Origin of the sequence: Microvirga massiliensis, assembly GCF_001006805.1 — a bacterium.
Lineage (GTDB): Bacteria > Pseudomonadota > Alphaproteobacteria > Rhizobiales > Beijerinckiaceae > Microvirga > Microvirga massiliensis.
In genome coordinates this window covers 494,566-507,106 of sequence record NZ_LN811353.1, presented here as the reverse complement: position 1 = coordinate 507,106, position 12,541 = coordinate 494,566, and the positions used below count along the sequence as shown (strand labels likewise).

Annotated in this window: 13 protein-coding genes; 4 read left to right on the top strand and 9 right to left on the bottom strand. The window is 64.4% G+C overall.

Features of this window, described 5'->3' with window-relative positions:
- Positions 1-47: 47 nt before the first annotated feature.
- A complete protein-coding gene (locus BN1233_RS42925) occupies positions 48-437 on the bottom strand; it encodes a hypothetical protein (RefSeq protein ID WP_147707257.1) in 390 nt (129 codons plus the stop codon).
- Between the two features lie 187 nt (positions 438-624).
- On the opposite strand from BN1233_RS42925, the gene BN1233_RS14910 reads away from it, so the two are divergent.
- Together BN1233_RS14910 and BN1233_RS14905 are read left to right on the top strand one after the other, a co-directional pair.
- Positions 625-897 (top strand): helix-turn-helix domain-containing protein, encoded by a 273-nt coding sequence (locus tag BN1233_RS14910; RefSeq protein WP_046864334.1) that lies wholly within the window; start codon positions 625-627, stop codon positions 895-897.
- An 84-nt stretch (positions 898-981) separates the two neighbouring features.
- On the top strand, positions 982-2,730 hold the full coding sequence (locus BN1233_RS14905; RefSeq protein ID WP_046864333.1) for a SulP family inorganic anion transporter: 1,749 nt from the start codon (positions 982-984) through the stop codon (positions 2,728-2,730).
- A 108-nt stretch (positions 2,731-2,838) separates the two neighbouring features.
- Here BN1233_RS14905 and BN1233_RS14900 read toward each other — a convergent pair whose 3' ends face one another.
- From BN1233_RS14900 to BN1233_RS14885, 4 genes are all read right to left on the bottom strand, one after another.
- Entirely contained in the window at positions 2,839-4,434 is a 1,596-nt protein-coding gene (locus BN1233_RS14900) for a gamma-glutamyltransferase family protein (protein ID WP_046864332.1), read from the bottom strand.
- A 91-nt stretch (positions 4,435-4,525) separates the two neighbouring features.
- Positions 4,526-5,845 (bottom strand): oxalate/formate MFS antiporter, encoded by a 1,320-nt coding sequence (gene oxlT, locus BN1233_RS14895; protein ID WP_046864331.1) that lies wholly within the window; start codon positions 5,843-5,845, stop codon positions 4,526-4,528.
- Positions 5,846-5,970: 125 nt separating this feature from the next.
- A complete protein-coding gene (locus BN1233_RS14890; RefSeq protein ID WP_244470914.1) occupies positions 5,971-6,693 on the bottom strand; it encodes a GntR family transcriptional regulator in 723 nt (240 codons plus the stop codon).
- Positions 6,694-6,833: 140 nt separating this feature from the next.
- On the bottom strand, positions 6,834-7,271 hold the full coding sequence (locus BN1233_RS14885; RefSeq protein ID WP_046864330.1) for an RrF2 family transcriptional regulator: 438 nt from the start codon (positions 7,269-7,271) through the stop codon (positions 6,834-6,836).
- 82 nt (positions 7,272-7,353) lie between these two features.
- Here BN1233_RS14885 and BN1233_RS14880 point away from each other — a divergent pair, with 82 nt between their 5' ends.
- Both BN1233_RS14880 and BN1233_RS48370 read left to right on the top strand, forming a co-directional pair.
- On the top strand, positions 7,354-7,773 hold the full coding sequence (locus BN1233_RS14880) for a group III truncated hemoglobin (RefSeq protein WP_046864329.1): 420 nt from the start codon (positions 7,354-7,356) through the stop codon (positions 7,771-7,773).
- Positions 7,774-7,876: 103 nt separating this feature from the next.
- On the top strand, positions 7,877-8,041 hold the full coding sequence (locus BN1233_RS48370) for a hypothetical protein (RefSeq protein WP_187144294.1): 165 nt from the start codon (positions 7,877-7,879) through the stop codon (positions 8,039-8,041).
- Positions 8,042-8,197: 156 nt separating this feature from the next.
- Here the strand turns inward: BN1233_RS48370 and BN1233_RS14875 are convergent, their stop codons facing one another.
- The 4 genes from BN1233_RS14875 to BN1233_RS14860 form a co-directional block, all read right to left on the bottom strand.
- Positions 8,198-9,463: a Glu/Leu/Phe/Val family dehydrogenase gene (locus BN1233_RS14875; protein ID WP_046864328.1), complete on the bottom strand. Its 1,266-nt coding sequence runs from the start codon at positions 9,461-9,463 to the stop codon at positions 8,198-8,200.
- Positions 9,464-9,794: 331 nt separating this feature from the next.
- Positions 9,795-10,478 (bottom strand): L,D-transpeptidase, encoded by a 684-nt coding sequence (locus BN1233_RS14870; protein ID WP_046864327.1) that lies wholly within the window; start codon positions 10,476-10,478, stop codon positions 9,795-9,797.
- Positions 10,479-11,003: 525 nt separating this feature from the next.
- Entirely contained in the window at positions 11,004-11,480 is a 477-nt protein-coding gene (gene rnk / locus BN1233_RS14865) for a nucleoside diphosphate kinase regulator (protein WP_425311718.1), read from the bottom strand.
- Between the two features lie 27 nt (positions 11,481-11,507).
- Positions 11,508-11,789, bottom strand: coding sequence for a hypothetical protein (locus BN1233_RS14860; protein WP_147707256.1), 282 nt, complete (start codon positions 11,787-11,789; stop codon positions 11,508-11,510).
- Between the last annotated feature and the right edge of the window lie 752 nt (positions 11,790-12,541).

The following is a 12,541-nucleotide window of genomic DNA, read 5'->3' as shown; positions in this document are numbered from 1 at the left end:
ACTGGATCGCGCCATCGCGGTAAGCCACCACTCCCGCGCAACCCAGCTTACACCTCGGCGGATTGCTTCGTCTCGGCCCCGCAATCGCGGTGTGAATCCGCGGGCTGGCACGCGCCGAACCGCGCGATACCGGTGAGCCAATCCAGAAAGGCCTGCCCTGCTTCGGTCGGATGCGCCCGAAGCTTCTCGACCACGGCCGAGCAGGCGACGAGCGGGACCAGATCGGTGCCCGGTGGACCCAGTAGAGGCGCCTGACAGCGTCCTTCCTCCGGAATGTTGAGGAAGAACGCCTCGGTGCGCACTCTCCCGGCGCTATCGACGGGGTACTGAAGACAACACGCCACGTCGCTGGCGAAAAGCCACCAGCGACGGTCGAGACAGACAGCCCGGACGGGCTTCTGCTCGAAACTGAATTGCGAGACCAGAGGTGCAGACAAACCGGAAGCTCCAACCGCCGTCGTTCCAGCGGCTCTCTCAAACCAATCCTGTGGAATTCCGGACTCGCATGCCAGAAGGTCTGACGCAGACCTGCTCCGCAATCCCGTCATAGCTCACATTATGTTTTAAACATGACTTTTGGCCGCCTGTGTGTCATAGATCATGTCCTGAGATGGAGCCGACCATTTGATTACCGCTGCCCAGATGCGCGCCGCCCGTGCGCTCCTCGGAATCGATCAAAGAGCGCTCGCTGAGCTCTCTGGCGTATCCTTGCCGACCATCCAGAGGATGGAAGCGAGCGAAGGAAATGTCCGGGGTGTCGTCGACACGCTCATGAAGGTCATCGAGGCGTTCGATCGCGCCGGAATTGAGCTCATCGGCGACAATGCCGCGAGCTCGGGCGGCGGGAGGGGCGTGCGCTACAAGCAATCCAAGCCACCGAACGGCAGCTCCAGATAGACGGACGAGACTTGTTGCGACGGTGACCGCCGACCTCGGGCCGACGATCCCACCCCCTCATGCGGCACGACAGAAAGAACGACCATGACCGCCCGGCCCGCTGAGCCGACCTTCGCAGAACTGTTCACCCCGAAGCTCGTCACCATCCTCAAGGAAGGGTACGGGTTGGCCTCTCTCCGCGCCGATGCGATCGCCGGGCTGACGGTCGCGATCGTCGCGCTGCCGCTCTCGATGGCCATCGCCATCGCGTCCGGAGTCACGCCCGACCGCGGGCTCTACACCGCGATCGTGGGTGGGTTCCTCGTGTCCGCCCTGGGGGGCAGCCGCTTTCAGATCGGCGGGCCGGCAGGCGCCTTCATCGTGCTGGTCGCCGCCACGGTGCAGCAGCACGGCGTGGATGGGCTCATCCTTGCGACGATGCTCTCGGGCGTAATTCTGCTCATCGTCGGTCTCCTGCGCCTGGGGACTTTCATCAAATACATCCCCTATCCGGTGACGGTCGGCTTCACCGCCGGGATCGCAGTCATCATCTTCGCGAGCCAGCTCAAAGAACTGTTCGGCCTGACGCTGGAGGGAAGCGAGCCCGGACCGCTCGTTCCGAAGCTCATGGCGCTGGCCGATGCGCTGCCTACCGTGAATCTTGCGGCGGTCGCCGTCGCGGCCGTCACGATCGGGATCATCCTGGCGGTGCGCCGCTATCGCCCTCACTGGCCGGCCTTCATCATCGCCGTCACGGCAGCAGCCGTCATGGCGTGGATGTTCGGCCTGCCGGTCGAAACCATCGGCACCCGCTTCGGCGGAATCCCGCAATCCCTGCCTGCGCCCCGCCTGCCGGATCTTTCGCCGGACCGCATCCTGGAACTCCTCCCGGCGGCCCTCTCCTTTGCGCTCCTCGGCGGAATCGAAAGCCTGCTATCGGCGGTCGTTGCCGACAGCATGAGCGGTCGGCGGCACCGCTCGAATTGCGAGCTGGTCGGCCAGGGTGTCGCGAATATCGGGTCCGCACTGTTCGGCGGGTTCTGCGTCACCGGCACGATCGCCCGCACGGCCACGAACGTGCGCGCCGGAGCGCGCGGGCCGGTCTCGGGCATGCTTCATGCCCTCTTCCTGCTGGCGTTCATGATGATTGCCGCTCCGCTGGCATCATACATCCCGCTAGCGGCTCTTGCCGCGGTGCTCGCCGTCGTCGCGTGGAACATGGCCGAGAAGCACGAATTCGCCACGTTGCTGCGTGCGTCTCGCGGTGATGCCATTGTGCTCCTGGCGACGTTTCTGCTGGTGGTCTTCCGCGATCTCACGGAGGGAATTCTCGTCGGCTTCGGTATCGGCGCGCTTCTGTTCCTGCAGCGCATGGCGGAAGCCGTGGAGATCGAGCGCCCTGCCCCCCTGCACGAAGAGGACCAGCCCGATTTCGTCAACGGCAATGGCCGCAAGCCCTACGACGTGTCTCTGGCGACCGATCCGGATGTCATCGTCTACCGGATCACGGGTGCCTTCTTCTTCGGTGCCGCGGCGACGGTCGGCGCTGCCCTCGACCGGATCGCCGAGCATCCAAAGGCCTATGTGATCGACTTCTCGGCCGTTCCGATCCTCGACAGCACCGCTGCCGCAACGATCGATGGGTTCGTACGCAAGGCGAACCGGCACGATGCCGCTGTCTACATCGTCGGCGCACGGCGGCCGGTCAGGCGCGTGCTCCTGATCCACGGCATTCGTCCGCCCCGTGTTCGCTACCGGTCGACAATCGCCGACGCGATTGCCGCCGTGCACGGAAAGTCCGAAATGCCGGACGACGAGTCCGCCGAGGCACCGGCACTTCAAGACCAAGCGTGAATCTGGAGGCGCCGACGCGCCTCACGCGCCGGCGAAGCAGCCAGCCGATCCACTCCGGGCCCGAGGATCAGCCCGGAGTGGTTGCCATGAGATGGGCCGAAGTTCCGATCAATAAGCCGCCACGCCACCGTCGCTGCGCGGATCGAAGCCGCCTTCGATCACGCCCGAGGCATGACGGACCAAGCCGCCCGCATGTCCGACCAGTTCGTCGAACGCGCCCAGGAGTTCGACCTCGTGGCCGAGCGCGCGAAGTGCCTCAAGGGTTTCCGGCGAGAAGCGGCTTTCGAGCTTCAGCGTATCGGATTCCTGGCCCCAGGTCCGGCCGAGCAGCCAGCGCGGCGCGGTGATGGCCTGCTGGATTCCCTGACCGAACACCGCATAGCGGGTGAAGATCGCGGCCTGGGTCTGGGGCTGCCCGTCGCCGCCCATCGTGCCGTAGACCATGGTGCGGCCGTCGTGGAGGCGCGCCAGGGCGGGATTGAGCGTGTGGAAGGGCTTCTTGCCGGGCCGAAGTGCGTTCAGGTGCACTTGGTCGAGCGAGAAGGAGCAGCCGCGATTCTGCCAGTTGATGCCAGTCTCGGGCAGCAGCACCCCGCTGCCAAACTCGTGATAGATGCTCTGGATGAAGGAGACCGCGCGGCCGGCCTCGTCGATCACGCCCATCCAGATGGTGTCGCCCGGGCCTTTACCCTTGCCCCAGGGCAGCGCCGCGTCGAGCCGGATCTTGCCAGCGAGATCGTCGAGGAACGGCCGTTCGAGGCAGCTCTGCGGATCGATCTCCATGTGATCGGGATCGGTGATGTAGCGGTCGCGCACCGAGAAGGCCTGTTTCGTCGCCTCGACGACCAGATGGACGTATTCGGCGCTCTCGGGGCCGTGCCGGCGAAAATCCAGCCGATCGAGGATGCCCAGGATGATGAGCGAGACGAGCCCCTGGGTGGGAGGCGTCATGTTGTAGAGTTCGCCCAGGCTGTGTTGCAGCACGAGGGGCGTACGGACGCGAGCTCGATAGCCGGCGAGATCGTCCAGGCCGACCGGGCTGCCGACCGCCTTCAGCCCGGCGGCGATGCGCTGCGCCAGCGGGCCTCGATAGAAGCTGTCGAGGCCATCCTCGACGAGCGCGCGCAGCGTGCGCGCCAATGCGGGGAGACGAAACCGGCTGCCGACCGCAGGAGGCTTGCCGTTCGCCAGGAACATCTCGGCGAAACCGGGCAGGCTCTCCAGCTCGGCGAGCTTGTTCACGGTGCTGGCCCGCTGCGAGGCCGTGACCGCAATGCCGTCCTCGGCATAGAAGATCGCATCTTCGAGGAGACGAGCGAGCGGGATCTTGCCGCCCCAGCCCTCGCTGATCGCGAGCGCCTCCTTCCAGCCGCCGATGGTTCCGGCGACGGTATTGGCAGAGTCGGGGCCGCGCATCGGGATGCTCGTGCAGCCGCGGATTCCGTAATAGTCACGCGATGCTTGCGCGGCAGCCGGCCCGCACGCTTCGATCGCAACGACCGGCGCATCCGGAGAGCAGATCGTCCAGAATCCGTCGCCGCCGATGCCGTTCATGTGTGGGTAGACTACCGCGATGGTCGATGCTGCCGCAATCATCGCTTCGATGGCATTGCCGCCCTCACGCAGCACTGAGACAGCGGCCTGCGCCGCAAGCGAGTGTGGGGCGACGGCCATGCCGCGGGTGGATTGGACAGTCTGAAGCATGGGACGGATCTCGATCGGACTTTGGAGCGCGCGTTGCGCGGTAGGTGGTTGACCGGGCGGGGCGGTCCGGTTCACCCCGCCCGGTCTGTGATCAGACGGGACTGCCCTGGAGGCTGGTGACCCCGACCGTGGGAAGATTGGCTTCGGCCAGGACAGCCCGACGGTGCGCATCGCGCATCGGCTTGAGCACGAAGCAGGCAAGCAGGGCCGTGATGAAGTCCATGACAATGACGACGCCGAACACGACGTGCCAAGACTGGGTGGCCTCGTGCAGGAGCGCCGCGAGCGGCCCGCCGAGCACCGAGCCGACGCCCTGCGCCATGTAGAGGAAGCCGTAGTTGGCCGTAGCGTGCTTCTTGCCGAAGGTATCCGTCAGGGTCGAAGGAAACAGCGAGAAGATCTCGCCCCAGCCGAAGAACACCACGCCCGACAGGAGCACGAACATCAGCGGATCGTGGGCATTGAGCAGCCACAGGGTCATGGCGCAGCCTTCGAGGGTGAAGGCAATCGTCATAGCGCGCTCGCGGCCGATCCGATCCGAGACCCAGCCGAAAAACGGCCGGGTGAGCCCATTGGTGATGCGGTCGATGGACAGGGCGAGCGGAAGCGCGGCCAGGCCGAAGACCAGCGCGTCTGCGACGCCGAAGTCGCGCGCGAAGGCGCCCATCTGCGAAATGACCATCAAGCCCGTTGTCGACATCATGGTCATCATGACGAACATCAGCCAGAAGATCGGACTGCGCAGCATCTCGCGGGGCGTGTAGCTGCGCGTATCGCCCTCGGGTTCACGCACGGCCGGATCGCTGCTTGTTGCGACCACCTGGGTTGGGCGGCGCAGGCCTTGCGCGGCCAGCAATCCGACGACGCCGATGATGAGGCCGTAGATCACAAGCGTATTCGAGAGGCCGTTGGCAGCGACCGCCCGGGAAATCGGAAACGTCGTCAGGATGGCGCCGAAGCCATAACCGGCCGCGACCAGACCGCAGGCGAGGCCGCGCCTGTCCGGGAACCACTGCACCATCAGGCCGATCACCCCGACATAGATGATCCCGGTGCCGATGCCGCCGAGCACGCCGTAGGTGAGGTAGAGCCCCATGAGGCTGCTCACATTGGCCGCGAGCACCCAGCTCAGCCCGGTCAGGATGGCGCCGGCCGAGAGCAGGAGGCGGGGGCCGAAGCGGTCGATCAGGTATCCCTGCAGGGGCGAGAGAAAAGTCTGCAGGACGATGAGCAGCGAGAAGGTCACCTGAACTTCCGCCAGGCTGACGTTCAACTCCGCGGTCAGGGGGCCGGTGAACAGGGCCCAGACGTATTGCGGACTCGAGATGGCCATCATGGCGATCATGCCGAGGGCCAATTGACCCCACCGGGAAGGCGGGGCAGCGGGTCGTGGTGGATTGGCGTGAGTCATTGCGTTTCCTCGCGTTTCGGGTTGCCCCGGACACCGTTTCCGACATGACCGACAACTGACGTGTCGTTGATATGTCAGATTGAGGCTAGCCCCGCCGCATGAGGCCGACAAGGGGCCTGTGAGGATTATCGCATCGCGTCGAGAGTGCGCTGGGTGTACCACTCGACATAGTCGAGCAGATCGTCGGAGGCTTTCCGCGCCGCGCTCTCGTCGTTAGCCGCGATGGCACGCGCGACACGGGCATGAAGATCGCAGACGCGTTGCAGATCGCCGAAGCGCTCGAAATGCAGATACCAGAAGCGCCTGGTCTGAGCATCGATCGGGCCGATCGCATGCGCGGCGTAGTTGTTCTGCGCAGTCGCAATAAGCAGGCCGTTGAATTCCCGATCGGCGGCGATGAAAATCTTCTCGTCCCTCTCCTGCGCGGCGCGCTCGAACTCGGCGGCAAGACGGAGAAAGGCCGCTCGGGTCTTCGAATCGGCAAGGCGCGCAGCCCGTCCGGCGAGGATCTTTTCGATCTCGCGACGGACCTCGATCAGCTTGAGCTGGTCGGCCATGTCAATCTCGGACACGATCACGCCGGCCCGCGGCAGGATCCTCACGGTCCCCTCGAAGGCCAGGCGCTGCAAGGCCTCGCGGATCGGCGTGCGGCCGATGCCAAGAAGGGTGCTCATCGATTTCTCGGAAATCAGGCTGCCCGGCGCGAGACGCATCGTAACGATCATCTCCTCGATAATCCGATAGGCCATCTGCGCCTGTGTCTCTGCAGGCGTGAAATCGTCGCCGCCAATCCTCGCCCGCTTACCTCCGCTCCGGAGAGGATTGCGCCGCTCGCCTGCGCCTTGCACCGTTCGCTCCACTCTGCTGGCCGACCGATCGCGTCGGGCAGTCACCCCTCTCGCCATCGGAGAGTCCTAGACTGCGCTCGACCTTGATCCCATCGTTCTCAACTTGCCAAGCCTGTTGAGCCTTCATGGCCCGAGCGGAGCTAGGCAGCCAGCCCGAGCCGGTCGCGCATCGCCGGCCGGAGCTGAACGAGATCGGCCAGAGTGAGCCCATCCAGGGAGGCGAAGAACGCCTCGAGCGCCTCCCCAAGGGCGCGGGTCAGCCGGCATGCCCCGCTCAGGACACAGGCGGAGGGGCCGTCGCCCAGGCACTCGACGAGCCGGAGGTCATCCTCCAGCGCCCGCACGACGGCTCCGATGCGGATATCGGCGGGATTGCGGGCGAGCTTCAGGCCACCGGCCCGTCCGCGCACGCTTCGCACAAGCCCGAGACCGACCAGAGTCTGCGCCACCTTCATGAGATGGTTCTTCGAGACCCGGTGTCTCCGCGCAAGTTCCTCTATCGTCACGAGCCTGTCGTCGAGAACGGCAAGGGTCATGAGCACGCGAAGCCCGTAATCCGTGTGGGCCGTGAGTCTCATTGGGCAGCTCCAAAGCGGTATTTACAGTACATGTTTTAAGGCCTATTTGAAACACGCCTCGAGCATTCCCGATCGCGAGCCCATGACTGCCGCCCATATCCCTCTCGTCCAGCCCAAGGCTCGGATCACCGAAGCGTTGATCGGGCGCCTCGTGCACGACTTCTATGGGCGCGTTCTGCAGGACGAGGTCTTGGGGCTCATCTTCACGCGGGCCGTCGGCCATCGCTGGGATGACCACCTCGCTACGATGGTCGATTTCTGGTCCTCCGTTGCCCTCGGGACCGGGCGTTATGCCGGTAAGCCGCACATTGCCCATGGCGGCCTTGGCCTCTCTCCGGCTCACTTCGACCGCTGGCTCGGTCTGTTCGAGGCCACGGCGCACGAGATCTGCCCGGAGGATGCCGCGGCGTTCTTCATGGACCGGGCATACCGGATCGCCGACAGCCTGCAGATCGGCTTGAATATCGGGCCAAAGGCGCTTCATCTTGGAATGCAGCCCTGACGGGCCAGCACCGTCTCCCGGCACCCTTTCAGGGGACCCGCGTCGGCGATCACGCGCTGGCCACCCCGTCGGGCGAAGCTTGGACTAGCCTCGGAGGCCCATTATGAGCGGAAGCGAGCCGAATTGGACGTTGGAAGCCGTCCAGACTCTCGTGGCACTGGCGAAGGAGGGCGTGCCCGCCTCGGTGATCAGCCTGAAGCTGAAACGCTCGATCGCGGATGTACGCGCAAAGCTCAATGATCTCGGGCTGAGCCCGCCGGAAGAGTGATCCAACAAGCCTCGACGGATCACGCGAGATCCCGTCGAGCAACTGTCTCGACCAGAACGGAGTGCATGGCAGCGCTGGCTACTGGTATCCGGGCACTCCCTTTTCGCATTCGCCGCGTCCATCAGGGGAAGCGGCGAATGCGTTCTACCCCAGGCCTCAGCTCGTGAAGAACTTCTGGGTTCCGTGCGCTTCGATCGCACCGGCAAGGCGCTTCAGCGCATGGACGTAAGCGGCTCTGCGCATCGTGACGCCACGCTCCTGCGCCTGTGCCCAGATGGCGCGCCCCTCCTGCTCCATCATGGTCTTGAGCCGCGAGTGCACCTCCTCGACGGTCCAGTAGTAGCCCTGCCGGTTCTGCACCCACTCGAAATACGACACGGTCACGCCGCCTGCATTCGCGAGAATATCGGGCAGGACCACGATGTTCTTGCCGGCCAGGATCGCATCGGCCTCCGGCGTGATCGGACCATTGGCGAGTTCGAGCACGACACGCGCCTTTACGCTATCGGCATTGTCTTTGTGGATCATGTCCTCGAGCGCGGCCGGAACCAAGAGATCGCAATCCACGGCGATCAGGTCGTTGGCGGCCAACCTGGAGACACCACCGGTCCCGGCGAGGCTTGCGACCGAGGAGCCGTTCTGCTTGGCGGCGATCAGGCTGCGAACGTCCAGTCCACCGCGAGCCTGTACGGCGCCCTGCGAGTCGGAAACCGCAACGATCGCGTAGCCGTCATCGGCGAGCAGGCGCGCAATATGCTGACCGGCATTGCCGAATCCCTGGATCGCAATCCGAGCTCCCGGCCGAAGCCCGAGTTCCTGCGAGAGGTGACGAACGAGGTAATAGCCGCCACGGGCCGTCGCATCGTCACGGCCCAGGGAGCCTCCGAGCGCGATGGGCTTGCCCGTGATCACCGCCGGCGTCGATTGACCGACGATGGATGAATACTCGTCGGCCATCCACCCCATGATCATCGAGTTGGTATAGACGTCGGGTGCGGGGATGTCGCGATCGGGCCCGATGATCTGGGAAAAAGCCTGAATATAGGCCCGCGAGAGGCGCTCGAGCTCGGCCTTCGAAAGCCCGTGCGGGTCCACCCGGACGGCACCCTTGCCACCACCATAAGGCAGATTCATCACGGCACACTTGAAGGTCATCCAGAATGCAAGGGTCTCAACCTCTTCATCGGTCGCATCCGGATGGAACCGGATGCCGCCCTTGGTTGGCCCCCGCGTGTCATCGTAGCGGCACCGCCATGCCATGAACGATTTGCGCGACCCGTCGTCCATACGGATCATCAAGCGCACCTTCGTGGTCTCACGCGGGTATTTCAGCTTCTCGAGGACATCCGCATCGAGTTCGAGTTGCCGTGCAGCCTCATCCAGACGCGTCAAGGCTTGGTCGAGCATGGAGGCGTTTGGCATTCGCGAGACTCCGTTTGGGGCTAGCCGAGAAATTTCAAGGGGCCCCCCTATGTACGCTCCGATTTCCGCATGCAATATTTTGAGCGCCAGAAGTTCATCTGATCCCCAGCGGGCGACACGCCTCCTCCAGGGAGTGAGACCGCCGGGAGCGTAGGAAATCCACCGGCTGTGAGCCTTCGTTGTCGCGTCCCGGCAAGGCCGGTCTGCGTTGCTATGCCGCGTGAAGCAACGGCCGGTTCGCGGGACATTCCGCAAGGGAAGCATGCAGTCGTGAAGCAACACGACACGGCTTACCCCCGGGAGAGTAGAGTCCCATTGTGACGGGCATAGCCTAAACGAACGTCTCCACCGTGCGATCCTCTGCCGACGCATTTAGGACGACGACTCTCGTGCCCTCGGGAACACGCCGATAGAGATCGATGATGTCTTGGTTGAACAGCCGGATGCAGCCGCTCGAGACCGAGTGGCCGATGCTCCAGGGTTCATTGGTTCCATGGATGCGGTAGAGCGTGTCGCGGCCGTTCCGGTACAAATACAGGGCCCGGGCGCCGAGAGGGTTCTCCAATCCGCCCTCGAGCCCGTCGGAATAGGCGCCGTAGCGCTCCGGCTCGAGGCGGATCATGTTGGGCGTCGGGGTCCAGCGGGGCCAACGCGCCTTGCGCCCGATAATGGCGCTGCCCTGATAATCAAAGCCGGCCTTGCCGACGCCGCATCCGTAGCGGAGCGCCTCTCCATTCTCTCGCACGAGGTAAAGGAACCGCCTCGCCGGATCGACGACAACGCTGCCGGGCTCTTCCGGCCCGTCGAAGGCAACGACTTGGCGAAGATAACGCGGCTCGACTTGAGAGGCGTCGACGGCTGGCACTGGAAACGGCTCGTCCGGCAGGGCAGCGTACATCGCCATGTAGGCCGGATCGACGGGCGGCTCCGGGAGCCCGCGGCTCGTCGAGACGCATGCCGTCAACGAGAGGGGGAGGCCTGCGACGAAGGCCCGCCGCGTCAGGGATGGCTGCAATTCTTGCTCCAACTATGTCAATGGTGCTGTCCCATCCTTCGGTTCCGGTTTACGGCAAAGGTGTGGCCCCGGTCGGCGGAAGAGCGATTCGTGACCGGAACGTTGCAAATCAGCATCAGGCGGGCCCATCGCTGCCGAGCCGCATTCGGGCATTGCGCCGGGACGAGCAGCACGAGATGCCGCCCCGGCGAAGGCATCCTGTGCCCTGCATGGCTCTGGAGTGTGCCAGTGCGACAGTCTCGGCAATGAAGGCTTCGTACATTGCCCCGCCCGAGAGCGAGCACTCTGCAGGCTCGAATCCGCAGTGATGCGAGAAGCGGCCCAGCCTCAGGCCAGTCCGACGAGATCTGCAATCCGAAAGGAGATACCGCCCAAGGCGATGTTTGTCGGTAGCATGGCGCCGAGACCGGCATGTGCCCGAACCGACCCGGTCATCGGAAGATCTCTCGCAGCGGATTCTGATAATCCCGAGCGGCCTTGCGCCTTCATAGAGGAACACCGCGGTGCCCGGCACCGCGGCTCTGATCAGGCCGGGTGAACCTCTGCCCCCGAAGCCACAGCGGAAGGATCAGCGACCGGCGGCACTTCGGTGTGTTGAGGCTCACGAACGCTCAATACCGTTAGTCGACGCACGTCACCGCGGCGCGTCTCCCAGGAAATGGACTTCGCGATCGCAAGGCCGATGAGGGCGACACCGATCGGCGTCAGGATGGAGATCTTCCCCTTCGCGATATCGGCCTCGTCCGGATAGACAAGGGTCACGGTCTGGATGCGCCCGGTCGTATCGTCCCGAAACTCGACCTCGCAGCCCATGCAGACGATACCGCTCGCGGGCCGGCCGGCCGGCAGCACATGCGCCCGGTCGAGTTCTTCGGCGAGATCGGCTGCGAGGTCCGGCATAGTGTTCGACGCAGCAAGCATCAGTCGCGAGAGGCGCTCATGATCGGTGGCCGTGAGAGTAATGCGGGGCTTTGCACCATTGTTCGCGTGCTTCGCCATCATGTTCTCCTGTTGTGTGGACGCGCCGTCTCAGGCAGCGGCTGGCCCGGGATCATCGTCATCGCCTTCGTCGTCCGGCGGATCGGGGAGGCGCTCCGGCTCGGGCTTCCGGCGCGGCACGAGAGGGATCACCTTGTTGTCCGGAGACTCGCTCGGCACGAGCGGCTGTGATTTCGAAGGCGGGCCATCGAGCGACCGTCGTGCGGGCTGCTCTCTTCCGTCCTGGGCGAAGTCGAACGCCGATATGCACAATGGGATCGAGGGCGCGGCTGCTGCCGGCTCCATGACATGGAGCGGTATAGCGTATGGCATTTCACACCCTGTTTCTGCGTGGGTACGAGAGTTGCGCATGGAGGTGCGAGGCGCGAAACCGATAGTTTGCATTGGCATATCGCTGCGCCGGATGCCGAACATCCGGTCTCACAAGACTTCCGAAAACGTCTGGGTATCTTGGCTGCCCCGAGCCCGGGGCGCGACAGCGCGAAGAGCCCGGGGCTACTTGCCCGCGATCAGATTGCCCGCTCGATGCAGGCCGCGTCGAAAGATCACAAAGCTCAACATGATTTCGAGATTATGACATTCGCACCGATTGTCAATTCATCGACTCCGGAGAGCTTGCGTGCGGCCGCAGCATCGGACTCCGGGCGCAGACGAAGCCGGAACAACGCCTCAGAGAAGTTGGTCGCGCCACAACGCGGCCAGCACGACATGTGCCCCGCAGCCACCCGGGCAGGATCTCACCAGTATCCGGCTGCCGATGCGGCGTACAAATTCTCTGCGAATTGCCATTCAGAGAAGACTTGCTGCAATGCAGCAAGCTGAACGCGAGTATCTCAAGCTGCGGACCTTGACTTAGGCCCTCCGGCGTCTATCGTCGACGCGTCATGACAGGGCCCGTTCACACCATGCGTTTCGTCGTGCACGCGGGTTACCTTCCCGTCGACACTGCCCGTCGCGCTCTACATGCGGGTTGCCTCAAAGCAGGCACATAGGCCCGGGCGCGGGCCGATCGTCTCACGCGATCGCTCACGTCCGGGATGAATGCACCCAGACTTCGCAATACG